The organism is Actinomadura spongiicola (assembly GCF_003432485.1).
In the GTDB taxonomy this organism is placed as follows: Bacteria; Actinomycetota; Actinomycetes; order Streptosporangiales; family Streptosporangiaceae; genus Spirillospora; species Spirillospora spongiicola.
On sequence record NZ_QVNQ01000013.1, the window covers coordinates 169,394 to 194,686 of the forward strand.

23 protein-coding genes are annotated in these 25,293 nt (G+C 69.9%); 20 read left to right on the plus strand and 3 right to left on the minus strand.

Annotated features, from left to right (window positions below; all coding sequences use genetic code 11):
* Window positions 1–190: 190 nt before the first annotated feature.
* Window positions 191–1,258: a C40 family peptidase gene (locus D0T12_RS31890; RefSeq protein ID WP_233526410.1), complete on the plus strand. Its 1,068-nt coding sequence runs from the start codon at window positions 191–193 to the stop codon at window positions 1,256–1,258.
* Window positions 1,259–1,507: 249 nt separating this feature from the next.
* Here D0T12_RS31890 and D0T12_RS31895 read toward each other — a convergent pair whose 3' ends face one another.
* Window positions 1,508–1,999, minus strand: a complete 492-nt coding sequence (locus D0T12_RS31895) for an inorganic diphosphatase (RefSeq protein ID WP_117404483.1) — start codon at window positions 1,997–1,999, stop codon at window positions 1,508–1,510.
* A 210-nt stretch (window positions 2,000–2,209) separates the two neighbouring features.
* Here D0T12_RS31895 and dacB point away from each other — a divergent pair, with 210 nt between their 5' ends.
* The 11 genes from dacB (at window position 2,210) to D0T12_RS31950 (ending at window position 12,925) form a co-directional block, all read left to right on the plus strand.
* Window positions 2,210–3,535, plus strand: a complete 1,326-nt coding sequence (dacB, locus tag D0T12_RS31900; protein ID WP_233526411.1) for a D-alanyl-D-alanine carboxypeptidase/D-alanyl-D-alanine endopeptidase — start codon at window positions 2,210–2,212, stop codon at window positions 3,533–3,535.
* Window positions 3,536–3,691: 156 nt separating this feature from the next.
* Window positions 3,692–4,801, plus strand: a complete 1,110-nt coding sequence (locus D0T12_RS31905; protein ID WP_117404410.1) for a zinc-dependent metalloprotease — start codon at window positions 3,692–3,694, stop codon at window positions 4,799–4,801.
* A 57-nt stretch (window positions 4,802–4,858) separates the two neighbouring features.
* A complete protein-coding gene (tilS, locus tag D0T12_RS31910; protein ID WP_117404412.1) occupies window positions 4,859–5,878 on the plus strand; it encodes a tRNA lysidine(34) synthetase TilS in 1,020 nt (339 codons plus the stop codon).
* Between the two features lie 127 nt (window positions 5,879–6,005).
* The gene (gene hpt / locus D0T12_RS31915; RefSeq protein WP_117404414.1) at window positions 6,006–6,587 is read left to right on the plus strand and encodes a hypoxanthine phosphoribosyltransferase; all 582 of its coding nucleotides are present in this window, start codon (window positions 6,006–6,008) and stop codon (window positions 6,585–6,587) included.
* A gap of 386 nt (window positions 6,588–6,973) precedes the next feature.
* Window positions 6,974–8,977 carry an ATP-dependent zinc metalloprotease FtsH gene (ftsH, locus tag D0T12_RS31920; RefSeq protein WP_117404415.1) on the plus strand — a complete coding sequence of 668 codons (2,004 nt, stop codon included), beginning with the start codon at window positions 6,974–6,976 and terminating at the stop codon, window positions 8,975–8,977.
* 164 nt (window positions 8,978–9,141) lie between these two features.
* On the plus strand, window positions 9,142–9,726 hold the full coding sequence (folE, locus tag D0T12_RS31925; protein ID WP_117404484.1) for a GTP cyclohydrolase I FolE: 585 nt from the start codon (window positions 9,142–9,144) through the stop codon (window positions 9,724–9,726).
* A 389-nt stretch (window positions 9,727–10,115) separates the two neighbouring features.
* Entirely contained in the window at window positions 10,116–11,039 is a 924-nt protein-coding gene (folP, locus tag D0T12_RS31930) for a dihydropteroate synthase (protein ID WP_117404417.1), read from the plus strand.
* Window positions 11,036–11,473 carry a nuclear transport factor 2 family protein gene (locus D0T12_RS31935; protein ID WP_117404419.1) on the plus strand — a complete coding sequence of 146 codons (438 nt, stop codon included), beginning with the start codon at window positions 11,036–11,038 and terminating at the stop codon, window positions 11,471–11,473. Before folP ends, D0T12_RS31935 begins: the two co-directional genes overlap by 4 nt.
* Window positions 11,470–11,835 (plus strand): dihydroneopterin aldolase, encoded by a 366-nt coding sequence (gene folB, locus D0T12_RS31940; protein WP_117404421.1) that lies wholly within the window; start codon window positions 11,470–11,472, stop codon window positions 11,833–11,835. Before D0T12_RS31935 ends, folB begins: the two co-directional genes overlap by 4 nt.
* Window positions 11,832–12,419, plus strand: a complete 588-nt coding sequence (folK, locus tag D0T12_RS31945) for a 2-amino-4-hydroxy-6-hydroxymethyldihydropteridine diphosphokinase (protein WP_117404423.1) — start codon at window positions 11,832–11,834, stop codon at window positions 12,417–12,419. Before folB ends, folK begins: the two co-directional genes overlap by 4 nt.
* The gene (locus D0T12_RS31950; RefSeq protein WP_117404425.1) at window positions 12,416–12,925 is read left to right on the plus strand and encodes a DUF3180 domain-containing protein; all 510 of its coding nucleotides are present in this window, start codon (window positions 12,416–12,418) and stop codon (window positions 12,923–12,925) included. Before folK ends, D0T12_RS31950 begins: the two co-directional genes overlap by 4 nt.
* A 27-nt stretch (window positions 12,926–12,952) precedes the next feature.
* On the opposite strand, the gene D0T12_RS31955 is transcribed toward D0T12_RS31950, so the two are convergent.
* On the minus strand, window positions 12,953–14,101 hold the full coding sequence (locus D0T12_RS31955; RefSeq protein ID WP_117404427.1) for an NADH-quinone oxidoreductase subunit D: 1,149 nt from the start codon (window positions 14,099–14,101) through the stop codon (window positions 12,953–12,955).
* 400 nt (window positions 14,102–14,501) lie between these two features.
* Here D0T12_RS31955 and D0T12_RS36855 point away from each other — a divergent pair, with 400 nt between their 5' ends.
* From D0T12_RS36855 to D0T12_RS31970, 3 genes are all read left to right on the plus strand, one after another.
* Entirely contained in the window at window positions 14,502–14,849 is a 348-nt protein-coding gene (locus tag D0T12_RS36855) for a PH domain-containing protein (protein ID WP_233526412.1), read from the plus strand.
* A complete protein-coding gene (locus D0T12_RS31965; protein ID WP_117404431.1) occupies window positions 14,846–16,357 on the plus strand; it encodes a PH domain-containing protein in 1,512 nt (503 codons plus the stop codon). Before D0T12_RS36855 ends, D0T12_RS31965 begins: the two co-directional genes overlap by 4 nt.
* A gap of 70 nt (window positions 16,358–16,427) precedes the next feature.
* Entirely contained in the window at window positions 16,428–17,636 is a 1,209-nt protein-coding gene (locus D0T12_RS31970; RefSeq protein ID WP_233526413.1) for a cytochrome P450, read from the plus strand.
* 16 nt (window positions 17,637–17,652) lie between these two features.
* Here D0T12_RS31970 and D0T12_RS31975 read toward each other — a convergent pair whose 3' ends face one another.
* The gene (locus tag D0T12_RS31975) at window positions 17,653–18,666 is read right to left on the minus strand and encodes an SAM-dependent methyltransferase (protein ID WP_325050859.1); all 1,014 of its coding nucleotides are present in this window, start codon (window positions 18,664–18,666) and stop codon (window positions 17,653–17,655) included.
* Between the two features lie 110 nt (window positions 18,667–18,776).
* Between D0T12_RS31975 and D0T12_RS31980 the strand changes: the two genes are divergently transcribed.
* The 5 genes from D0T12_RS31980 to D0T12_RS32000 all read left to right on the plus strand — a co-directional run bounded on the left by D0T12_RS31980 (window position 18,777) and on the right by D0T12_RS32000 (window position 25,253).
* Window positions 18,777–19,949 carry a sensor histidine kinase gene (locus tag D0T12_RS31980; RefSeq protein ID WP_117404435.1) on the plus strand — a complete coding sequence of 391 codons (1,173 nt, stop codon included), beginning with the start codon at window positions 18,777–18,779 and terminating at the stop codon, window positions 19,947–19,949.
* A 33-nt stretch (window positions 19,950–19,982) separates the two neighbouring features.
* Entirely contained in the window at window positions 19,983–20,678 is a 696-nt protein-coding gene (locus D0T12_RS31985; protein ID WP_117404437.1) for a response regulator, read from the plus strand.
* A 224-nt stretch (window positions 20,679–20,902) separates the two neighbouring features.
* A complete protein-coding gene (locus D0T12_RS31990; protein WP_117404487.1) occupies window positions 20,903–21,673 on the plus strand; it encodes an ABC transporter ATP-binding protein in 771 nt (256 codons plus the stop codon).
* Window positions 21,673–24,177 (plus strand): ABC transporter permease, encoded by a 2,505-nt coding sequence (locus D0T12_RS31995; protein ID WP_117404489.1) that lies wholly within the window; start codon window positions 21,673–21,675, stop codon window positions 24,175–24,177. The genes D0T12_RS31990 and D0T12_RS31995 overlap by 1 nt, the downstream gene beginning before the upstream one ends.
* A gap of 101 nt (window positions 24,178–24,278) precedes the next feature.
* Window positions 24,279–25,253 carry a Rossmann-like and DUF2520 domain-containing protein gene (locus tag D0T12_RS32000; protein WP_117404439.1) on the plus strand — a complete coding sequence of 325 codons (975 nt, stop codon included), beginning with the start codon at window positions 24,279–24,281 and terminating at the stop codon, window positions 25,251–25,253.
* Window positions 25,254–25,293 lie beyond the last annotated feature (40 nt).

Sequence of the window (25,293 nt, forward strand, 5' to 3'; positions counted from 1 at the left end):
GGCATCTGGTGCGGCGGAGACCAGCCGAGTGTTCTCGGCTCTCTTTCGTGGGGCGGCGCTGTGGCGGTTCGCCTTCTGCGTGAGCCTTGCGTTGGGCATGAGCGTGGTGTCACCGGGCGCGTTCGCCGATCCCTCGCCCAGTGCGCGCGATGTCGAGCGGAGCGAGAACCGGGTCAGGGAGCAGGCCTCCGTGGTTGGTCGGACGAAGGCCCTCCTCGCGCAGGCGGACGGCGAACTTGACCGGCTCGCCGTCGCCGCCGAGGCCGCGATCGAGCACTACCACGGCGAGCGGGTCAAGCTGCGTCGCTCTCAGGAGCTCTACGGGGAGACCCAGGCGCGAGTGGCGGCGGCCGACCGACGGGTGGAGGAGACGCGAGGGGAGCTTGCGTCACTCGCGGCACAGATCTACCGCGGTGGGACCGGCTCCGGACGGATGCCCCCGGCGCTCGCCGGTCATGGCGGCCCGCAGGGCTACATGGACCGGGCCGTGATGGTCGAGATGCTCGCCCGACGTCGGGCGGCGATGGTCGAGCGTGTCCGGGCGTCTCGGATCGTCGCCGACGTGTTCCGCCGCCAAGCCCGGGTGGCGTTCGTTGAGCAGAGTGCCGCGACGAAGCGCGCCGACGAGGCCAAGCGAGCCGCTCAGGCAGCGGTGGCCAGGCAGCGGGCGTCGGTACAGCTGATCGAAACGGAGAAGCGGCGGCTGGAGGAACTGCTCGGCCGCGCACAGGCCCATGCGGTCCGGGTCAAGCGCGCACGGGAACGAGCACTGGAGAAGGCGGAGGCCATCAAGGCTCGTGCCGAGTTCGCCGGGTCGGTACTGCCTGGTGCGGAGCCGTCTTCTGCGGCAGTGCGCGGTGCTGTCGCGGTGCGAGCGGCACTGAAGTGGCTCGGAACCCCGTATGCGTGGGGCGGCGGGACGGTCGCCGGTCCGAGTCATGGAGTGGCGCAAGGCGCGGGAACGGTCGGCTTCGACTGCTCTGGTCTGGTGATGTACGCGTGGCACCAGGCCGGTGTACGACTCGACCACTGGACCGGTACGCAGTGGGCGTCCGGGCCGCACATCCCCATCGACGCGCTGCGCAGGGGCGACCTGGTCTTCTTCGCGAAGGACACGTCCGATCCCGCAACGATTCACCACGTAGGCATCTACCTCGGCAAGGGCCGGATGGTGGAAGCGCCCTTCACCGGTGGACGTGTGCGCGTGTCCAGCATCTACCGAGCGGACCTGATCGGTGCGACCCGTCCGACGGTCTGAAGCGTCCGTGCGCGTACCCCCTGGACGACGAGAACCCTTCCGCAAGAAGGTTCATGCGGAAGGGTTCTGCGTGAGCCCTGTCGCTGTAAGCCGTATCGCTCTGAGTCGTGTCGCTTGGGCGCGGGAGCGGAGTCAGCACCGTCCACGGGTCCCGGCTCGTCGCGTCTGTATCGGGCCGGCGGATCGGGGGCAGACCGTCGACCGGGCGCGGCGTCGCCTTGGGTGGGTCGCTGCGGTCACGGTCATCGGTCAGTGGCCGCCCAGGTCCGCCGCGCGCTTGAGGGAACGCTCGATCTCCTGCTCGGCCTCGACGCGCCCCACCCAGCTCGCGCCCTCCACGGACTTGCCCGGCTCCAGGTCCTTGTAGACCTCGAAGAAGTGCTGGATCTCCAGGCGGTCGAACTCGGCGACGTGGTGGATGTCGCGCATGTGCTCCATGCGGGGGTCGGTCGCGGGCACGCAGAGGACCTTGTCGTCACCACCGGCCTCGTCGGTCATCCGGAACATGCCGACCGCCCGGCAGCGGATGAGGCAGCCGGGGAACGTCGGCTCCTGGAGGAGGACCAGCGCGTCGAGGGGGTCGCCGTCCTCCCCGAGGGTGTGTTCGATGAACCCGTAGTCGGCCGGGTACTGGGTCGAGGTGAAGAGCATGCGGTCGAGCCGGATGCGCCCTGTCTCGTGGTCCACCTCGTACTTGTTCCGCTGGCCCTTCGGGATCTCAATGGTGACGTCGAAATCCAAGATGTCCTCCGCTCCCTGCACGCGGGCAGTGAATAGTCTTTCGGGAGCCCGTGGGCGAGGCCGTCCCCACAGGTGAGTGTTTCCCTTATATAAGGATGTCGCACGTTGGTGAGTGCTGAGTGGGAGAGGGGCGGTCACGTCCCTGGACGGGCCCGTGCCATCGCGGTCGTGTCGCTGTCCCTCCTTAACGTTTTCGCTGTTGTCGCCGGTGTGGCAGTGGTGAAACTCACACCGGATCGGCGCCTGTCCCCGCAGCCGCCCGGCGTCGCCGCACGTGACGTCGTTCCGGTTCCGGCACCGGCGGCGCTCTCGGCGGCCGACCTGGCGTCAGGTTCGGCACCGAACGCGTCCACCCTGGGCGGGCGGCTCTCGACCGTGATCGGCGGTCCACGCGCGAAGATCAACGCGGTGGTCATCGATGTGGCCGACCGGCGTCCCCTGTTCGAGTGGCGCGCGGACCGGCCGGCGACCCCCGCCTCGACGACGAAGCTCGTGACCGCGGCGGCGGCGCTGGCGTCGGTCGGCCCCGCCCACAGGATCACCACGCAGGTCGTGCGTGGAGCCGGTGGCGAGATCGTACTGGTCGGGGGAGGGGACCCGACATTGACGGCCCTTCCGGCACGCCCCAACACGGGAAATCCGCCCTATGCGTCGCTTCGGGACCTGGCCAGGCAGACGGCCACCGCGCTGAAGGGGACGGCTACCGAACGGGTGCGTGTTGACTTCGACACGTCCGCGTACCAGGGGCCCACGACGGCTGCGGGGTGGAAACCCAACTATCTGCCCGATGGTGAAGTCGCGCCTGTCACGGCACTCACGGTCGACGAAGGACGAGTTGCTCCGTCGGATCCGTCCAAGAAGACGCGGGTGGCCGATCCGGCCGTCGTCGCGGCGAGGCAGTTCGCGCGGCTGCTGTCCCAGTACGGAGTCGGCGCGAAGGTCGGACGCCGGACGGTCGCGCCGAAGGGGGCGGACCGCCTGGGCGCCGTCCAGTCACCGCCGATGTCGGCGTTGGTGGAGCAGCTGTTGACCGACAGCGACAACGATGTGGCGGAGGCGGTGGCGAGGCAGGTCGCCATGAAGCTGGGACGTCCGGTGACGTTCGCGGGTGCCGCGCAGGCCGTCCAGCAGGTACTTGCGCGGCTGGGCATCGCGGAAGGGATCTCCGTGAACGACGGCAGTGGGCTTTCGCCGCGCAATCGGATATCCCCGATCGCGCTGGCCCGTCTCGTGTCGCTCGCCGCCGGTCAGGACCGTCCGGAGCTCCGTTCGGTCATCACGGGCCTGCCGGTGGCAGGGTTTTCGGGGACGCTGGGCCCGCCCCGCTACACCGGTGGGACGAGCCGTGCCGGCGCCGGTGTGGTGCGCGCCAAGACGGGCACCTTGGCGGGGGTCAGCACGCTGGCGGGGCTGGCGCATGACCAGGACGGACGGTTGCTGGCGTTCGCCTTCATGGCGGGTGACGGCAAGGGGCCGGTCGATCCGGGGAAGCTCGACCAGCTCGCGGCGTCGGTGGCGACCTGCGGGTGCGCCTGAGCCCGGATCGGCGGCGCGGCTGCGTTCACCGGGGGCTGACCTGGAGTGTGGGCAGGTCCGTACGGGAGATAACCAGAACGGTTGTTCGTTGAACGACTGTGTAGGGGCGCCCCGGCGCCGTCTCCGAAACGTACGGTGGAGTACATGAGCGCCTCAATGATCGACTGGAACGTGGCAGTTCAGGCCGGAACCCGGCTTGTCAGGCCCGGCCCCCAGGTCAGTCACGCCGAGGCCCGCGAGGTCGTGACGGAACTGCGGGAGCTGTCGAAGGTCGCGCACGGGCATGTCCGGGACTTCACCGGCATGGCCTCCGAGCTCGATCCCGCCCCGGCGACGATCGTGGACCGGCCCGGCTGGATCCGCGCGAACGTGGACGGTTTCCGTGTGGTGCTCGAACCGCTCATGGAGCAGATGTCCCAGCGGCGCGGGCCGGGCGCCTTCGGCGGTGCGGGCAACGTCGTCGTCCAGGCCGTGGGCTCGCGCGTCACCGGCATGCAGGTCGGTGCCATCCTCGCCTACATGGCCAGCCGTGTACTGGGCCAGTACGAGTTGTTCCTGCCGCCGGACCCGTCCGGGCACGCGCCGACCGGACGGCTGACCCTGGTCGCGCCCAACATCGTCCATGTCGAGCAGGAACTCGGCGTGGAGGCGCACGACTTCCGCCTGTGGGTGTGCCTGCATGAGGAGACCCATCGCGCCCAGTTCACCGGTGTTTCCTGGTTGCGCGAGTACGTCCAGGAGCAGATGACCGAGTTCCTTCTCGCGTCCGACCTCGACCCGGGTGTGATGCTGGAACGCATCCGCGACGCGGCCGAAGCGGTCGCGGACGCCGTGCGTGGAGGCGACGCCAACCTCATCGACGCGATCCAGTCCCCGGAACAGCGTGCGATCCTCGACCGCCTCACAGCGGTGATGACGCTCGTCGAAGGGCACGGCGACTACGTCATGGACGCGGTCGGCCCGGAGGTCGTCCCGTCCGTTCAGCAGATCCGCTCACGTTTCCAGGGGCGGCGGGACGGCAGCTCCAAGCTCGACAAGACGATCCGGCGCCTTCTCGGCATCGACCTGAAGATGAAGCAGTACGCGGAGGGCTCGCGGTTCGTCCGCAGGGTCGTCACCGAAGTGGGGATGAGCGGCTTCAACCAGGTGTGGCAGTCCGCGGAGACGCTCCCCACCCATGACGAGATCAAAGAGCCGACCCTGTGGATCGACCGGGTCGTCGGTCCGCGCGCCATCGATGCGCCCCCCAAGGCCAACGAGGCCTGAGTAGGGGGAGCGGAGCAGAACCAGAGTCGGGGCGCCGTGTGGTGATATGGATTTCCCATGGGGCCTGATCCGGCGGTGGCGGCGATACGTCTCGCGGTGAGACGTTGTCTGGCCGATCTGCCGCCGGGCGCGGTGGTGGTCGCTGCCTGTAGCGGCGGTGCCGACTCCCTGGCCTTGGCCGGTGCGCTGGCCTTCGAGGCGCCCAGAGCGGGGCTGAGAGCCGCTGGTGTCACGATCGACCACGGCCTCCAGGACGGCTCCGAGGAACGTGCCGACGCGGTGGTCCGGATCATGGCGGATCTGGGCCTCGATCCGTCCGGGTCGATCGCTGTCACCGTGGACGGGCCGGGTGGTCCGGAGAACGCGGCCCGTGACGCTCGCTACAGCGCGCTCGACGACGCCGCCCACCGTCTGGGTGCGGCGGCCGTCCTGCTTGGGCACACGCGTGACGACCAGGCCGAAACAGTTCTCCTGGGGTTGGCGCGAGGTTCCGGGGCCCGATCCCTGGCTGGTATGCCGCCGGTGTTTCGCCGCCCGTCCGTCACTGGCGAAGCAAACCAGGGGGTTCTTTATCTGAGGCCACTGCTGGAACTCGACCGTGGCACTACGCGCAGGGCGTGTGAGGCGATGGGCCTTGAACCCTGGGACGATCCGCACAACGTCGATCCCTCCTACGCGCGTGTGCGGGTACGGCAGGAGGCCCTGCCCGCCCTGGAGAAGACCCTCGGCCCCGGAGTGACCGAGGCACTGGCACGGACGGCCAGAATGCTGCGCGACGACGCGGACGCCCTGGACGAACTCGCCGCGCACGCCTACACCGACCTTGACGCCCCCGAAGAGGGCTACGGCGCTGCCGTCCGTCTGGACGGCCTCGCGGACCTGCCCCGAGCCGTCCGCACCCGGGTATTGCGGATGGCGGCGATAACGGCCGGCAGCCCACCCGGTACGCTCGCGGCGGTCCATGTCGAGGCGGTGGATCGCCTGGTCACGGCCTGGCACGGCCAGCGGCACGTGGATCTGCCCGGGGGGCTTCGAGCCGTCCGACGGTATGGGAAGCTGCTGTTCGGCCCGGTTTGACATCGCGCCGTGGGCGAATCGTTACACGACCGTCTCGCGGCGCGCCCGCCGCGTGAACCGCGAGAACGGCACGCGGTGATGTCCGTCCCACCAGGACGGGCGAGGTCTGAGCGATGAGGGTGGGATTGTGGACGAGAAGGACCTGGGCACTGACCTGGCGAAGGTGCTCATACCGGAGGACGACCTCCAGGCCAAGGTGCAGGAGCTCGCCGGGCAGATCGACGCCGACTACGCGGGCAGGGACCTGCTTCTCGTCGGCGTCCTCAAGGGCGCCGTCATGATCATGGCGGATCTGGCGCGTGCCCTGCATTCGCCCGCCTCGATGGACTGGATGGCGGTCTCGTCCTACGGCTCGGGGACGAAATCGTCCGGTGTCGTGCGCATTCTCAAGGACCTCGACACGGACATCCTCGACCGGCACGTTCTGATCGTGGAGGACATCGTCGACTCCGGTCTGACCCTGTCGTGGCTGGTGAGCAACCTGCGCTCGCGTGGTCCGGCCTCGCTGGAGGTCTGTGCGCTGCTGCGCAAGCCCGAAGCGGTCAAGACCGACGTGGACGTCAGATACATCGGGTTCGACATTCCGAACGAGTTCGTCATCGGGTACGGGCTCGACTATTCGGAGAAGTACAGGAACCTGCCGTTCGTCGGTACGCTCGCCCCGCACGTGTACGCCGGTGGTGGGGGCGAAGGCGCGAGCGGGGCCTGACCAGGCTGATCGACGCGGCGTCCGGCGCCGCCGCCGCGGTGTGGCCGAGCGCCTATGGACGGGCCTCCGGGCGATCCTGTGGAACGGGCTCAGGGAACAAGCGCCCGTGACGAATCGTTGCAAAGGTCGTTGACGGGTATATGCATGGGATGCACGAGAACAGCGCAGGCTGCGTCGTCCGCATCCCGCGGTGTACCGTCGGTGTCCCGGACCCTCGGGTCGGGGAGCCACACCAGGGAAGCCGCCACGGCGGATCCGGCGCCCCGGGCGACGGGCCGTCCGTGGGACGCATTGTTGGTCGCCCCGGCGTTCGTCCCCCGGGACGGGCGAGCATCGCACACAGACGTTGGTCAGGAGGGACGGGCCCCGGAGGGGTAACCGGATAAATGGACGTGAAGCGCTATTTTCGCGGGCCGCTGCTGTGGATCCTGCTGTTCGGTCTCTTGATCGCCCTTGTGATGTGGGGCGTCAACCCCGGCCGTTCGTTCGAGAAGGTCGACACCTCCAAGGTCGTCCAGGAGATCAACGCGGGTCAGGTCAAGTCCGCCAAGATCATCGACAAGGACCAGCGGATCGAGCTGACGCTCAAGAACGGCAAGCAGCAGCAGGCCTCCTGGGTCGACGGTCAGGGTCTCCGGCTGCAGGAGCAGCTCCAGAAGCAGGCCGACGCGGGCAAGATGCCCGGCGGCTACAACGTCGACGTACCTAAGCAGAGCTTCTTCCTGAACCTGCTGTTCAGCCTGCTCCCCATCGTCGTCATCGTGCTGATCTTCCTGTTCATCATGAACCAGATGCAGGGCGGCGGCTCGCGGGTGATGAACTTCGGCAAGTCCAAGGCGAAACTCATCACCAAGGACACCCCGAAGACCACCTTCGCCGACGTCGCCGGGGCCGACGAGGCCCTGGAGGAACTCGAAGAGATCAAGGACTTCCTGCAGAACCCGGCGAAGTTCCAGTCGATCGGCGCCAAGATTCCCAAGGGCGTGCTGCTGTACGGCCCGCCCGGTACAGGTAAGACGCTGCTGGCACGTGCGGTGGCCGGTGAGGCGGGGGTCCCGTTCTACTCGATCTCCGGTTCCGACTTCGTCGAGATGTTCGTCGGTGTCGGCGCGTCCCGGGTCCGCGACCTGTTCGAACAGGCCAAGACCAACGCGCCCTCGATCATCTTCATCGACGAGATCGACGCCGTCGGACGGCACCGCGGCGCGGGCCTCGGCGGCGGTCACGACGAGCGCGAGCAGACCCTGAACCAGCTGCTGGTCGAGATGGACGGCTTCGACGTCAAGGGCGGCGTGATCCTGATCGCCGCGACGAACCGTCCCGACATCCTCGACCCGGCGCTGCTGCGTCCCGGCCGGTTCGACCGGCAGGTCACCGTCGACCGTCCCGACCTGGAGGGCCGTAAGGGCATCCTGCGCGTGCACGGGCGCGGCAAGCCGTTCGCCCCGGACGTCGACCTCGACGTGATCGCGCGCCGTACCCCGGGCTTCACCGGCGCGGACCTGGCCAACGTGATCAACGAGGCCGCGCTCCTCACCGCGCGGTTCGACCGCAAGCTGATCGACATGGACACCCTTGAGGAGTCCATCGACCGCGTCATGGCCGGGCCGGAGCGCAAGACCCGCGTGATGTCGGAGAAGGAAAAGAAGATCATCGCCTACCACGAGGGCGGGCACGCTCTGGTGGCGCACGCGCTGCCGAACTCCGACCCCGTGCACAAGGTGACGATCCTGCCGCGCGGCCGGGCCCTGGGTTACACCATGACCCTGCCGATGGAGGACAAGTTCCTGACGACGCGCTCGGAGATGACCGACCAGCTGGCCATGCTGCTCGGTGGGCGCACCGCGGAGGAACTGGTCTTCCACGAGCCGACGACCGGTGCCGCCAACGACATCGAGAAGGCCAGCTCCATCGCCCGCAACATGGTGACCGAGTACGGCATGAGCGAGCGGCTCGGGGCGCGCAAGTTCGGCACCGGCCAGGGCGAGGTGTTCCTGGGACGCGACATGGGTCACGAGCGTGACTACTCGGAGGACATCGCGTCCGCGATCGACGACGAGGTCCGCCGGTACATCGAGGCCGCGCACGACACAGCGTGGGAGATCCTCGTCGAGTACCGGGACGTCCTGGACGAGCTGGTCGTGAACCTCATGGAGAAGGAGACCCTCTCCAAGGAGCAGGTGCTCCAGATCTTCGAGCCGATCCAGAAGCGGCCGCACCAGAACTCCTACACCGGCTACGGGAAGCGTCTGCCGTCCGACCGTCCGCCGATCATGACGCCGAAGGAACTGGCGCTGCTCGGTCCGCAGGACGTCGCCGACCTGACCAAGAACAACGGTCAGGGCGGGGTCGCCTCGGAGGCCGCCGACCCGGCCCAGGGTGAAAGCTGACCGCGTTGGCCGATTTCCAGCATGAAGCGCCGCCGACGCAGGGGAAGTCGGGGGGCGGGTCACCGTTCCCCGACGGCCCGTCCGCCGACGCCGCGCGGAACCGGTGGTCCACGGACGAGGCCGCCCGCGACGCGGGCCGAGCGTTCGTCGAGGGCGAGGAGCCGATCCTTCAGGAGCCGCCCGGGTTCGACCACGCTCGGATCGAGAAGGCGGTCCGCGAGATCCTGATCGGGATCGGGGAGGACCCTGACCGTGACGGGCTCCGTGACACCCCGGCCAGGGTGGCCCGCGCGTACGCCGAGCAGTTCGCCGGTCTGAGGCAGACGCCGGAGGACGCGCTGACGACGGTGTTCGACGCCGACCACGAAGAGATGGTCCTGGTGAAGGACATCGAGGTGTACTCCGTCTGCGAGCACCACCTCGTCCCGTTCCACGGGGTGGCCCACGTGGGCTACACGCCGAACAAGAAGGGGCAGATCACCGGGCTGTCGAAGCTGGCCCGGCTGGTGGACGTGTACGCGCGCCGTCCGCAGGTTCAGGAGCGGATGACCAGCCAGGTCGCCGACGCCCTGATGAAGGTGCTGGAGCCCCGCGGTGTGATCGTGGTGATCGAGGCGGAGCATCTGTGCATGACGATGCGGGGTGTGCGCAAGCCCGGCGCGAAGACCGTGACGTCGGCGGTCCGCGGCGACTTCCGTGATCATGCGGAGACCCGGGCCGAGGCGATGAGCCTGATTCTCGGGCGCTAGCGTCGGTCCGCCCTGCCCCAGGGACCCCGACCGTGTCAACGGGCCTCAGCGTGCCGCTGAGGCCCGTTCTGCTGTCGATGGGCCGCAGGGGGGGTCGGGCCTTCGGGCCGGCCGCGCGGGGGCCGCCCTCCGCCTGCGCGGGCCGGACGGCGGCGCCCGGCGCACGGACCCGGTCCTACCGGACGGTGATCTCCGTGGGGGTCGGCCAGGCCCCGGCGACGTCCAGGTGACGCGACGTTGACGCGCTGTGTTCGTGGCCGGGCGATTCGGTGGCCTGGTGACCCGGGAGCACGCGGTCAGGGGACGTCGTCGCAGGTCGCGGGGCGGGGCGATGAGGCGGTGAGGGCGTCGCTCCGGCCGAGCGCGGGCAAGGCATAGGCTTGGGTGTCATGACCATTGCCACCGTTCCGGGGCTGCCTGAGCCAGGGCGTTGCCTTGTCATGGGCGTGGTCAACGTGACCCCCGATTCGTTCTCTGACGGCGGCGCCTGGTTCGACCCGGAGAAGGCCATCCGGCATGGGCTGGACCTCGTCGCGGAGGGCGCCGACATCGTGGACGTGGGCGGCGAGTCCACACGCCCCGGCGCTCAGCGTGTGTCGAAGGACGAGGAGCTGCGTCGCGTCGTTCCGGTCATAGAGGCGCTCGTCGAAAGGGGCGTCCCGGTCAGTGTCGACACCATGCGCGCCGAGGTGGCGGAGGCCGCCGTCGGTGTGGGCGCCCGGCTGGTGAACGACGTCAGCGGCGGCCTCGCCGATCCGGACATGCCGCGGGTGGTCGCCGCCGCCGGTGTCCCGTACGTCGTCATGCACTGGCGTGGTCACAGTCACGACATGCAGACCCGCGCCATCTACACGGACGTGGTGCGGGAGGTGCGGGACGAGCTCCTGCGCCGGGTCGACGCCGTACTGGGCGAAGGCGTCGACCCGTCGATGGTGGTGCTCGACCCCGGTCTGGGTTTCGCGAAGAACCCCGAGAAGCCGCACAACTGGTCGCTGCTGGCGCACGTGGACGCCTTCACGGGCCTTGGATATCCCGTCATCGTCGGTGCGTCTCGCAAGGGGTTCCTGACCAGGCTTCTGGCGGAACCCGACGGGACCCGCCGACCGTTCCTCGAATGCGACGACGCCACCGTCGCCATCACCGCGCTGGTCGCCGCGGCCGGTGCCTGGTGTGTGCGGGTCCACCGCGTCCGCCCGAACGCGGACGCCGTGCGCGTGGCCGCCGCCGTCCGCGCGGCCCGTCCCGTCACCGGGGACGACCCTGACACCGCCGTGACCCCCGACCACGCCGACCCCGGGAGTCGTCCACGATGAGCCGTGCCGTGAACCGCGCCGACGTGGACGAGGTCCACGCCGAGTTCTACGCGGCCTTCGAGGAAGGCGACCTGGACCGCATGTCCGACGTGTGGGCGGACGGTCCCTACGCCGACGGGGTCTCCTGCGTGCACCCCGGGTGGACGATGCTGCGCGGACGCCAGGAAGTGCTGCGTTCCTGGGCGCTCATCATGGCCAACACGACCTACATCCAGTTCGTGCTGACCGACGTCGAGACCGACGTCTACGGCGATCACGCGGTGGTGACGTGCAAGGAGAACGTCCTCACCGCCGACGAGGACACCGAGGCCGGGTTCCTCGCCGGAGGAAGCATCGTGGCCACGAACGTGTTCGTACGGGCGGACGGCGAGTGGAGGCTTCTGCTCCACCACGGTTCCCCCGTCCTCAACGTCGCGGATGCGGAGGAAGAATGACTCTCGACCGCATCGAACTGCGCGGCCTGCGGGCGCGGGGCCGGCACGGATGCCTACCCGCGGAACGCGAACTGGGGCAGGAGTTCGTGGTGGACGCCGTACTGGGCCTCGACACCCGCCCCGCCGCAGCCGGGGACGACCTCTCGCGTACCGTCGACTACGGGACACTCGCCGGTCGTCTGGTCGCCGTCATCGAGGGAGAGCCCGTCAACCTCCTCGAAACACTGGCCGACCGGCTGGCGAAGAAGTGTCTGGAGGACGGGGCGGTGTCCGAAGTCGAGATCACCGTCCACAAGCCGAACGCCCCTGTGCCGCACCCCTTCACGGACATCGCCGTGAAGATCAGGAGGAGTCGCCCATGACAGCGTCCGACCGCATGCCCGACCGCACCGCCACCGGTGGACACATGCTGGTCGAGCACCGCGTCGTCTTCTCGATCGGCAGCAACCTCGGAGACCGGCTGGACAACATCCAGGAAGCGGTGGACGCGCTGTTCGACGCTCCCGGGCTGCACTTCGTGGCGTTCTCCCCCGTCTACGAGACCGCGCCCTACGCCCCGCCCGGGGAGACCATCCCCGAACAGGGCGACTTCCTCAACATCGTGCTCATCGCCGACACGCGACTGCCACCGGAGAACCTTCTGGAACGCGTCCTGAACATCGAGAACTCGCTGCGTCGGGAACGCCGCGTTCGTTGGGGGCCGCGCACCCTCGACATCGACATCGTCGCCTTCGGGGACATCTCGTCCGACGACCCCGATCTCACGCTTCCGCACCCCCGCGCGCACGAGCGCGCGTTCGTGCTCGTGCCGTGGGCGGACATCGAGCCCGACGTCCTGCTTCCGGGGCACGGCCGTGTCGGTGACCTCGCCCAGGCCAAACAGTCGGAGGGCGGCCCGTCGGCCGTGCGCCGCCGCGAGGACCTCGCTCTCCAGCAGCCTGCATGAAACCGTCCCGCCCGCTCTTCCTCATCGCCCTCGTCGTCGTCATCGCAGTGATCACCTGGGCGGTGCTGCGTTCCGCCTACCTGTCGCTGCCGCCGCTTCCGTGGACGGCGGTCCCGACGTTGCTGCTGCTGGCCCTCGGTGAGGGGTTCACCGGCCTGAACGTGCTGCGCCGCCTCCGCCACAGGCCCGGCCCCGGACGCGCGCAGGACGCGCACCGCAAACCGGCGCCGAAGCCGCTGGATCCGATGGCTGTGGCGCGGCTCGCCGCCCTGGGCAAGGCCAGCGCGCACTCCGCCGCGGTCATCGCGGGCATCTTCGCCGGGTTCGCCGCCAGCCTCGTCTCGTCGCTCGACAAGCCGACCCCCCGGTACGACTTCTTCGTCAGCGGCGGTACGTTCCTCGCCGCGGCCGTCCTGGTCGCCGCCGCGTTGCTCCTGGAGTACGCGTGCCGCGTCCCCAAGGGCCCGGACGAGGAGGAACGCGACCGCGGCGCGTCCCGCGCCTGACCCGCCAGGGGCGGGTCGTCGCCAATGTCACTTGTCGATGTCGCCGACCACGAAGAACATCGAACCGAGGATGGCGATCATGTCGGCGACGAGGTTGCCGGGAAGCAGCTCCTTCAGAACCTGGATGTTGTTGAAGGACGCGGACCGCAGCTTCAGGCGCCATGGAGTCTTCTCACCGCGCGACACCAGGTAGTAGCCGTTGATGCCGAGAGGGTTCTCCGTCCAGGCGTAGGTGTGCCCCTCCGGAACCTTCAGGACCTTGGGGAGCCGCTGGTTGATGGGACCTGGCGGCAGCTCGGCCAGGCGGTCGAGGCAGGCGTCGGCCAGGTCGAGGGACGCGTGCACCTGGTCGAGGAGGCACTCGAACCGGGCCAGACAGTCGCCCTCGGTACGGGTGACCACACGGACGTCGAGATCCCCATAGGCGAGGTACGGTTCGTCGCGGCGAAGGTCGAAATCCAGACCGGACGCGCGTGCGATGGGCCCCGACACCCCGTACTGAAGGATCTGTTCCTGGGTGAGGACCCCGACGCCTCTCGTCCGGGCACGGAAGATCTCGTTGCCCATGATGAGGTCGTCGATGTCGCCCATACGGGCACGGACCTCGGACACGGCCTTCCGCGCACGCGCCGTCCAACCAGCGGGCAGTTCCTCCTTCAGCCCACCGACCCGGTTGAACATGTAGTGCATGCGTCCACCGGAGATCTCCTCCATCACCCGCTGCAACGCCTCCCGTTCACGGAACGCGTAGAAGATGGGAGTGATGGCGCCGACCTCCAGCGGATACGAGCCGAGGAACATCAGATGGTTGAGGACGCGGTTGAGTTCGGCCAGCAGCGTCCTCGCCCATACGGCGCGGACCGGGACCTCCATGCCCAGCATCCGTTCGGCGGCGAGCACGACGCCGAGTTCGCTGGAGAACGCCGACAGCCAGTCGTGCCGGTTGGCCAGCACGATGATCTGCCGGAAGTCCCGGACCTCGAAGAGCTTCTCCGCTCCCCGGTGCATGTAGCCGATGATGGGTTCCGCCGCCGAGATGCGTTCGCCGTCCAACGTCAGCCGCAGCCGGAGCACCCCGTGCGTGGACGGGTGCTGGGGGCCGATGTTCAGGGTCATGTCCTCGGTGGCGAGCTCCTTGGCGCCCGCACCGATTCCGACGATCCGTTCGGTGGTCATGGTCGCGTCTCCACCCGCTCGGGTCAGTACTTCATGGTCCCATGGCGGGCGCCGCTCGTTATCCGATTGACTGGTGGGGATGAACGTGAGTCATGACGGACCGCCATACGACCCCGCAGCGGGGCCCCAACCCCACGGCCATGGGGGGCGACCGCCGGGCTTCTCCGCTCAGGGCCCAGCACCGGCACCTTACCCACCGGACCATCGGCAGCCACCCGCGCAGTCCCTGTACCAGGCGGACCAGGCGTTGTACCAGGCGGACCAGGCGTTCACGGCCGGTGACGGCCTTGCATGGTCGCCGATCTCGAAACGCCATGCGTGGCACAGGCTGCTCACCGCCGTTCTGTGGGCGCTTCCGGTCGGTGGCGTGGGCGCGTTCTTCGTATGGATGAACGGTGGCTTGATTCCTACCGTCATGTGGATCGCGGCCGTGGTGTCGGGTGTCGTCCTCATCTGGCTGATGGCCGAACTGGATCGACGGGCGTACGGCTACGCGGAGCGTGCGGACGACCTCATCGTCACCCACGGGGTTCTCGTGAAACGGCTCATCGTCGTGCCGTACGGGCGGATGCAGTTCGTGGACGTGACGGCGGGGCTGCTGGAGCGATGGATGGGCATCGCCACCGTCCGGATGCACACCGCGGCGGCGGCCACGGACGCCACCATTCCCGGTCTACCGGCCGCTGAGGCGTCCCGTCTCCGCGACCGCCTCGCCCGGAAAGGCGAGGAACGGAGCATGGGACTGTGAGCGGACCCTACGGCCCGCCCGGACACACCGGTCCCTACGGCCTGCCGGGACGCCCCGGTCCCTACGGGCCGTACAACAGACCCAACGGACCGCGCGGCCCCCAGGGGCCACCGCAGCCGCCGCCGTACGGGCCACCGCCCGGCACGCCTCATCGCCCGTACGGTTACGGGCCGCCGCCTCTTCAACGTCCGCCGGTCCGGTTCTCGGAGGGCACGCACAGGCTCCATTGGGCGACGGCGCCGCTGCGCGCGTTCGTGTTCCTCATCATCTACTTCGTTCTGCTCGGTTTTCCCTTGCTGCTGACCAAGACGGACGATGGCTTCGCCTTGGCGCTCACGCCCGAGGTGCTGGCCAGATTCCTCGTCGTCACCGTCCCCATGGGGTTGATCGCCGTGGGTACGGGCCTCTGGGCGTGGCTCGCCGTACGTTTCCGCGTCGACGGGGACGATCTCGTCGTCGAGACCGGTCTGCTCCGCAAGAACAAGCGCCGCATCCCGCTTTCCCGCGTCCAGGCCATCGATCTCGTCCGTCCCCTGGTGACGCGCGTGTTCGCTCTCGCGGAAGTGCGCGTGGAGCTGGCGGGCGGCGAGCGGAGCGAGATCGCGCTGCGCTATCTGGGACGGCGCTCCGCCCTGCGGCTGCGCGCCGAACTCCTCGCCCGCGCCGCCGGACTTCCGGGCCACACGCCAGAGGCGCCTGAACGGCACGTGTGGCGCGTTCCGTTCGGCGCCCTGCTCGGATCTCTGCTCGTGCGGCTCCCCGTCCTCGGGACGGTCCTGTTGCTCTTCGCGGCCTTGCTGTTCCTGGTGGTCTACGCGGAGGGCGGCATGCTGGCCGTCATCGTTCCGGTCGTGCTCGGCCTCATCCGGGCCGTGGTAGCGCCGCTGGTGATGTACGCCAATTTCACGGTGGCGATGTCCCCGGACGGAATTCGCCTCCGCTACGGGCTCCTGGAGACCAGGATGCAGACGCTTCCTCCCGGACGTGTCCAAGCCCTGAGCATCGTCGAACCGACGCTCTGGAGGTCTCTCGGCTGGGCGCGTGTGGAAGTCACCGTCGCGGGCTATGCGGGGGAGCGCCAGGCACTGTCGTCCACGCTTCTGCCGGTGGCGCCCCGGCACGTCGCGATGCACCTTGTCTCGCAGGTGTTCCCAGGTACGCACGTCGACGCCGTTCCCCTTGTCCCCGCGTCGTCCAAGGCTGTGGCGATCGACCGTGCGGACGGCGCCGGAACCGATGACGTCGTCTTCGTGACCAGGCACGGCTGGCCCTGCCGCCGCACCGATGTGATCGCCCATGCTCGGGCGCAGAGCGTCCGCCTCACCGTGAATCCCTTCCAGCGTCTCTTCGGACTGGCCACCGTCCATGTCGACGCGCCTCCAGGCCCGGTGCGGGTCGCCGCGACCGACCGTGAACTGGGCGAGGCCCGCGCCATCGTCGAATCGACCGCCCGCCGTGCCCTGGCCGCGCGCCGTGCCGGTGGTGACCCCGCCCGCTGGGCCCGCTGACGACGACGCGCGGACGCGGTCACGGCGAACTCGGAACCGGGGCTGTGAGAGTTGCGAATATCGTCGGAGCATGACTGGTATGACCTACGACCCCTGGTCCCCCGAATTCGTCGCCGACCCCTACCCGACGTTCGAGCGGCTCCGCGTGGACAGTCCGGTCTTCTTCCATGAACCCACCCGCCAGTGGGTGATAAGCCGATATGAAGACGTGAACGCCTTATTGCGAGATCGGCGGCTTGGACGGACCTACCTCCACCTCGCGAGCCACGAGGAGTTCGGCCAGCAGCCCGAGGCCGAGTTCCTCAGACCGTTCTGGGACCTCGTCCGCGCCGGGATGCTCGACATGGAGCCGCCCGTGCACACCCGGCTGCGGCGGCTGGTCTCCAAGGCGTTCACCGCCCCCATGGTGGAGGGGCTGCGTCCGACCATCAGGCGGCTCTCCGAGGAACTCGCGGCGGGGCTGGCCGAGCGGGGAGGCGGCGATCTGATCGCCGAGGTCGCCGAGCCGCTGCCGGTGAACGTGATCGCCGAGATGCTCGGCGTCCCCGTGGCGGACCGGCCCCTGCTGCGCCCGTGGTCCGCCGACATCTGCGGCATGTACGAGCTGAACCCGCCCGACGACGTCCAGCGGACGGCGGTCCGCGCGGCCACGGAGTTCTCCGACTACCTGCGCGCCCTGGCCCGCACTCGCCGTGCTGAGCCTCGCGACGACCTCATCACCGCGCTGGCCCACGTCGTGGACGAGGGTGACAGGCTCACCGAGGACGAGCTCATCGGTACCTGCGTCCTACTGCTCAACGCGGGTCACGAGGCGACGGTCAACTCGACCGGTAACGGCTGGTGGTCGCTGTTCCGCAACCCGGGGGAACTGGAACGGCTCCGGGCGGACCCGTCCCTCGTCCCCACGGCCGTCGAGGAACTGCTCCGCTACGACACCTCGGCGCCCATGTTCGAGCGTTGGGTCCTGGAGGACATCACGGTCGGGGGCGTCGACATTCCCCGCGGGTCCGAGGTCGCGCTTCAGTTCGCGTCCGCCAACCGCGACCCCGAGGTGTTCACCGACCCCGACAGGCTCGACCTGTCCCGCGTCCCGAACCCGCACATCACCTTCGGACTCGGAATCCACTACTGCCTCGGCGCCCCGCTCGCCCGCATCGAACTCGCCGAGTCATATGGAGCGCTCCTTCGCCGGATGCCCGAGCTCCGTCTGTCCGCCGAACCGAAATGGAAGCCCGGCTTCGTCCTGCGCGGGCTCCAGGCCCTCTACGTGGAGCACTGACCGCCGCCAGAACGGGTCACGGGGTGAGGGCGCCGGGGATCGGCATGTCCACAGCCTGGGCGAGCCAGCCGAACCCGCCCAGGCCGGACGGGTCGATCAGTTCGGCGTCCTCACCGGCGTGGCAGAGCGCCGCGACGTAGCCGCGGGGATCGCGGTGCGCCAGCTCGATCGGTGGACGTGAGCCGGACAGACCGAGGGCGCGCAGGGCGTCGCGCTGGGTCGTCAGAAGGGTGGACGTGGCACCGGCGCGTTCACCGGCGACGGCGCAGGCGTCCAGGGCCACATGGGCGGTGACGTCGCAGGAGCCGTCCGGGACGGCGGGGACCGTCAGCCCCTCGCGATAGCCGGCCAGGGTCCCGCAGGCCGGACGAGAGTCGCGGAAGTGCGAGTAGTCGACGGCGAGCGCGAGCCCGCGGGAAAGGCGTTCGACGACGGAGGCCCACGCGGCACAGCGCGGGTGGCCGATCTCGGCGCGGTCGCCGGGTTCGTGCAGCGGCCACCAGCGGTCGAGCCAGTCGTGGTCCTCGTCGGACGGCGCGGGCCCGGGACGTTCCGCGCCCGTGGACGGATCCACCAGCACGGTACGGAGGCCGTCCGGGGTCCGTTCGACGACGTCCAGGGGCACGTTGTCGAGCCACTCGTTCGCCACGGCGAGCCCGGTGATGTGGTCGGGCAGGTCGGCGCGCCAGGTGATCTGGTCGGGCAGGTCGGACGGACGCGGCGCGATCTCCACGGCCACGGGCGCGAGCCGTGCCGCCACATCGGGCGGGACACAGCCCAGGATGTTGCTCAGCAGCCGACCGGAGCCCGCGCCGACGTCGACGACGTCCAGCCGTTCGGGCCGTCCGAGCATCCCGTCGACCTCGACGAGCAGGCGGGCGACGGCGGCGGCGAACCGTGGTGAGGCGTGCACCGAGGTACGGAAGTGCTCGGCGGGACGCTCCCCCCGCCGGTAGAACCCGTCCTCCCCGTACAGCGCCCGCTCCATCGCGGTGCGCCATGGCAGCCACTCGTCGACCAACGCCTCCACGACAGTGACGTTACCGTGGAGGCGGACTCCAATCGGCCCATCCTTGAGGCGGACGGGCGTCCGACCTACGGCCGATCCAGGGTGAACCGCGAGGTGCATACCCTTTCCGCATGGTCGTGCAGGCATGGGAGTGGCTGCGTCGCCGGAAACCCCTGGTCGACGCGGGCTTCGCGTCACCGTTGCTGGTCTTCTCCCTCCCCTGGCTGTATGCGACGTCCTATGGCGTGAGCGAGGTCGCGTACGTGGCGCTCACGGCGGCCCTGATCGGCCCGCTGGTCCTGCGCCGCACCTACCCCCGCCTCGTCTTCGCCGTGATCGCGGTGGCCTCCGGCGTCCAGTGCCTGCTCGGGGTGAACCCCGTGCCGGGGAACGCCGCCGTACTGATGGGCCTCTACACGGTCGCCGCGGGCTTCTCGTTCCGCTGGGGGCTGGCCGCGGCGGTGGTCGCGGAAACGGGCGCCGTCATGGCGACCTGGCGTTATCCGACCGGCGCGGGGGACAGGGAGTACACGTTCTTCATGCTGACGATGATGGTGGTCGGCGTGTGGGTCCTCGGCCTCCACATGCGGACGCGCCGCGCGTATCTGAGTTCGGTGGAGGAACGCGCCGAACGGCTGGAGCGGGAACGCGACAACGAGGTCAAGATGGCCATGGCGGCCGAACGTGCGCGCATCGCCCGCGAGTTGCACGACGTCGTGGCGCACAACGTCAGCGTGATCGTGGTGCAGGCCGACGGCGCGTCCTACGCCATCGACACCGATCTGGGACGTACCAGACAGGCCCTGGAGACGATCTCCTCGACGGGGCGGCTGGCGCTGGCGGAGATGCGGCGGCTCCTGGGGGTCCTGCGCGAGTCGGACGACGCGGGCGAGTACGCGCCACAGCCCGGGGTGGCGCAGCTCGACGACCTGGTGGAGCAGGTCCGTTCGTCCGGGCTCGCGGTGACGTTCGACGTGGACGGACAGCCGCCGGTCATGTCCGCCGGACGCCAGCTCACGGTCTTCCGGATCGTCCAGGAGGCCCTGACCAATACCCTGAAGCACGGTGGCCCGAAGGTGACAGTGTCCGTCCGCCTGTCGTACTCCGCGGACGACCTGGAGATCAGGGTGCGCGATGACGGGCGGGGCGCCGCGGCCCCCGACGACGGACGCGGCCACGGTCTCGCCGGGATGAGGGAGCGCGTCACCGTGTACGGGGGCAGCGTCCACGCGGGGCCATGTCCCGGAGGCGGCTTCGAGGTGGTCGCGCGGATCCCCGTGCGTGAGGAAGTGGAAGCGGCATGACCGGGCGTCACAGTCACAGCTTGAGGGGCGCGTATGAGCGAGAGTGAGCACGCCGAGGCGCCCATCCGGGTGGTCCTGGTCGACGACCAGGAGTTGGTGCGCGCCGGGTTCACGATGGTCCTGGACGCTCAGCCGGACATCGAGGTCGTCGGTGAGGCGGGCGACGGTGTCCAGGCACTGGAACTGCTTCGCGGCACACAGGCCGACGTGGTGCTCATGGACGTGCGGATGCCGCGCATGGACGGCATCGAGGCGACCCGGCAGGTGGTGGCGCGGTCCGGGCCCAAGGTCGTCATCCTCACCACGTTCGACCTCGACGAGTACGCCTTCGCGGCGATCAAGGCGGGAGCGGGCGGGTTCCTGCTCAAGGACGCCGGACCGACCCAGCTGATCGAGGCGATCAAGGCGGTGCATTCGGGTGACGCCGTGGTGGCGCCGAGCACGACGAAGCGGCTGCTGGACCGGTTCGCGGTGCACCTGCCGGACGCCGAGGAGAAGGCGAACCGAACCCTGGAGAGCCTCACGTTCCGGGAGGGCGAGGTGCTGAAGCTCGTCGCGAGGGGCATGTCGAACGCGGAGATCGCGGGGCAGCTGTACGTCTCGGAGGCGACCGTCAAAACCCACATGGGCAGGATCCTGATGAAACTCGGCCTGCGTGACCGGGTTCAGGCGGTCGTCTTCGCCTACGAGACGGGTCTGGTCAAAAGCGGCCAGCGGGGCGACCCCTGATGGCCTCGTAGAACGTCGAAGCGCCGGAACCCGATCGGGTCTCCGGCGCTTCCGTAGGACCTTCGTCGGTGGCGGGCGGTACGACTCAGGTCGTACGAACCGTCGTCGGATAGCCGCGAGGTGGACGGGAAGCGTGGCCGCCGGGCGGATGGCGGGAGCGGCGCGGATTTCTAGCGTGGTCTCACCAGGACACGCAACGAACGAACCGCGAAGAGGACATTGTGATCAACACGTACACCGGTCCGCCCGGAGGGGCTCCGGTCGCCGGATCCGTCCCGGCCGTCACCGCCGACGGAGTCTCGAAGGTGTACGGGACCGGCGACGCGGCCGTGCACGCGCTGCGCGGGGTCGGTGTCGCGTTCGCCACCGGCGCGTTCACCGCGATCATGGGGCCGTCCGGGTCCGGTAAGTCCACGTTGATGCACTGCCTCGCCGGGCTGGACACCGTCACGTCCGGACGGATCGTCCTCGGCGACGCCGAGATCACGGGGATGAGCGACCGGCAGCTGACGATGCTGCGCCGCGATCGTGTCGGGTTCGTGTTCCAGGCCTTCAACCTGCTGCCGACACTGACCGCCGAACAGAACATCCTGCTGCCGCTGGAACTCTCCGGGCACCGGCCTGACCGGGAGTGGTTCGCCCACGTCGTCGACGTGCTGGGGCTCGGCGACCGGCTCCGGCACCGGCCGAACGAGCTGTCGGGCGGCCAGCAGCAGCGGGTGGCCTGCGCCCGCGCGATCGTCGCCCGCCCCAAGGTGATCTTCGCGGACGAGCCGACCGGCAACCTCGACTCCCGGGCGGGCGCTGAGGTCCTCGGATTCCTGCGCTCCTCGGTCCGGGAGATGGGCCAGACGATCGTGATGGTCACCCATGACCCGGTGGCCGCCTCCTACGCCGACCGGGTGGTGTTCCTCCGCGACGGCGAGATCGTGTCGGAGATCGTCCGGCCGACGCCGGAGTCGGTGCTCGACCGGCTCAAGGCCTTGGGGGCGTGATGCTGAGAACCACCCTGGCGGGACTGCGCGCCCGCAAGCTGCGGCTGCTGCTGACGGCGGTGGCCATCACCCTCGGCGTCGGTTTCATCTCCGGGACGTTCGTCCTCACCGACACGATGGACAAGGGTGTCGCGAAGACCTTCGAGCGCTCGGCCGACAAGGTCGATTTCGCGGTGTTCGTCGGTCGCGACTCCGCCGAGAAGGGGGTCGGTGCCGAGACCCTCAGCCGGGTCAGGGCGGTGCCTGGCGTCACGGACGTGCACGGCATGGTCCGCGGGGAGGCCGCCCTCGTCGGCAAGGACGGTAAGCCGGTCGGCGACATCGCCACACTCGGCATGTCGGTGCCCACCGGACGGCTGTTGCGGTACAACGTCGACAAGGGACGCCCTCCGTCCAGTGGCCGCGAGACCGTCCTCGACACCGATCTGGCCGGACGGGAGGGCTTCACCGTCGGCGACACGGTGTCGATCCTGGACGACAAGAACCGCCCACACCGGTTCACCGTGGTCGGACTAATCGATTTCGGCATCGACCAGGAGGCGAGCTACCGCGGCGCCGTCGGCTTCGACCCCGCGACCGCGACGGCGATGACCGGTGCGAAGACCTTCGAGGAGATCGACGTCGCGGGCGGGTCGCGGGCAGCGGTCGACGCGGCGGCGGGCACGTCCAACCTCGTCCTCACGGGCGAGGAACTCGCCGCGAAGATGGCGCGGGAGGCGGGCACCGACACCAAGGTCATCCGCACCGGGCTGCTGCTGTTCGGGCTGGTGGCGATGCTGGTGTCCGCCCTGGTGATCTACAACACCTTCACGATTCTGATCGCGCAGCGGATGCGGGACATGGCGCTGCTGCGCTGTGTCGGCGCGACCCGGCGGCAGGTCTTCGGCGGAGTCATGCTGGAGTCCGCGGTGGTCGGCCTGGCCGGTTCGCTGCTCGGCCTCGCGGCCGGAGTCGGCCTCGGGACGGGCGCGTTCGCCGGGGTGCGGGCGCTGGACGACTCCCTCACGGGGGCGGGGTCGTCCAGCGCGTCCCTCACCGTCCGGACGATCGTGGTCGGGCTGGTGATCGGTGTCGTCGTCACCGTCCTGTCCGCGCTGCTGCCCGCACGGGCGGCGACACGGGTCGCGCCCGTCGCGGCCCTGCGCTCGGAACTGGAGCCGGGCAGCGGACGGTTCCGGCTCGGGGCGCCGCGCGCCGTGATCGCGGCCGTGCTCGGCGCCGCCGGCCTCGGCATCGGCGTGCTCGGCTCGGTCGTGATGGCCAAGGGCCAGGCCGCGATGTTCGTCGTGGCGTTCGCGGGCGGCGTGTTCTTCCTCGCGGTGGTCGCGGTGATGCCCGCGCTCGTCCGGCCCCTCGGGCGGCTCGCGGGCGCGGTCCCGGCGCGGCTCGGCGGGGTGCCGGGACGGCTCGCGGTCGCGAACGCGCAGCGCGCCCCGCGCCGCACCGCGACCACGACGATCGCGCTGACCATCGGCGTCGGGCTGATGAGCCTGTTCGCGGTCGTCGCGGCGAGCGGCAAGGCGACCGCCACGCACAAGCTGGAGGAGCAGTTCCCGGTCGACTTCCAGATCCGCACGCAGAACGAGGACGGGACCGTCCCGCGGGCGCTCGCCGCGACACTGGACCGGCGCCCGGAGTTCACCCACATCATCCAGATGCGTTCGCACAGGGCGCAGGTCGCCGGGCGGAACGCGGACATCTCCACGGTCACCGCGTCCGCCCTCGGCACGATCGTGAAACCGGAGATGAAGGAGGGGACGCTGGACGCGGCGCGCCGGCCGGGAGCCGCGATGGTGGACGTCGACACCGCCAGGTCGCTCGGCCTGGAGGCGGGGGAGACCGTCCAGGTGAAGGCGGCGCGCCACACGGCCCCGATGAGGATCGCCGGGGTCTACGCGCCAGGGGCCGGAGTGGACGGGATCGTCGTCCCCGAACCGGACTTCACCCGCTATTTCGGCGTTCAGGACCCGGCGACCATCTACGTCAAGACCCGGAACGGCGTCGCCGCGACCCACGCCCGCAGGATCGTGGAGGACGCCGCCAGTCCCTACGTGGCCGCGAAGGTCGACTCCACCGCCGAGTTCAAGGAGTCGATGACCAAGGCCGTCGACATGCTGCTGATGATCTTCGGTGGGCTGCTCGGCCTGGCGATCGTCATCGCGCTGTTCGGCATCGCCAACACGCTGACCCTGTCGGTCGTGGAACGCACCCGCGAGTCGGCGCTGCTGCGCGCCCTCGGCCTCACCAAACGCCAGCTCCGCCGGATGCTGTCCGTCGAGGCGCTGGTCATGGCCGTGATCGGCGCGTTCACCGGGGTGGTGCTCGGGGTCGCGTTCGGCTGGGCCGCGACGAACGCGATGGCGACCGACTCGGTGTTCTCGCTGCCCTACCTTCAGGTCGTCGCGTTCGTCGTCCTCGCGGGGCTCGCCGGGACGGCCGCCGCCGTGATGCCCGCGCGGCGCGCCGCGAAGACGTCCGTCGTGGAGTCCCTCGCGCATGACTGAATGGTGGGCCGGGGTGGCGACCGTCACCCACCGGACGGCGTGACGAGGGCCCGCGGGTACCCTGGTTCGCGTCCGGTACCTACCGAGGACTGGAACGACCGATGGACCCACACGACACGCCTTCCTCCGCCACGCCCGGAAACGGGTCGGCCCCCGGCGGGGGGACGTCGCACCCCGCCCCTCGGAACGCGCGGGAGACCCCCGAGGACAGGCCCGCCCGGCTCGCGGTCGGCGTCGTCGGAGCCGGCCGCGTCGGCACGGCGCTCGGCGCCGCGCTGTCACAGGCGGGCCACCGTGTGATCGCCGCGACCGCCGTGTCCGAGCGGTCGCGGGCGCGCGTGGCCGAACGCCTACCGGGCGCGGACATCGCGCCGCCGCCCGAGGTCGTCGCGGCCGCCGACCTGGTGCTGCTGACCGTCCCGGACGACGAACTGCCGGAACTGGCGTCCGGGCTGGTCGCGGCGGGCGTGCCCGTCACCGGCAAGCTCGTCCTGCACACCAGCGGCCGCTACGGAACGACCGTCCTCGACCCGCTCACCCGCGCCGGCGCGCTCCCGCTGGCGCTGCACCCGGTCATGACGTTCACCGGACGTCCGGACGACGTGAACCGCCTCGCGGGCATCTCCTTCGGCGTCACCTCGCCCGAGCCGCTACGGCCGGTCGCGGAGGCGCTCGTCGTGGAGATGGGCGGCGAACCCGTCTGGATCACCGAGGAGACGCGTCCGCTATACCACGCGGCCCTCGCCGGAGGCGCGAACCATCTCGTGACCCTCGTCGTCGAGTCCATGGACCTGCTGCGCGTCGCCGGCGTCGCCGAACCCGGCCGGATGCTCGGCCCCCTCCTCGGCGCGGCCCTCGACAACGGCCTCCGCCTCGGCATCGACGGCCTCACCGGCCCGGTCGCCCGCGGCGACGCCGGAACCGTCTCCGAGCACGTCGACGAACTCGCCAAGATCTCACCGGAGAGCCGCCGCGCCTACGTCGCGCTCGCCCGCCTCACCGCCGACCGCGCCCTCTCCGCCGGAATGCTCAAACCCGAGGACGCAGCCCGCCTCCTCGAAGCGCTGGCCGACTGATCGCCCCGCTCCCCGAACCGAACCGCTGGAAAGGCAGGAC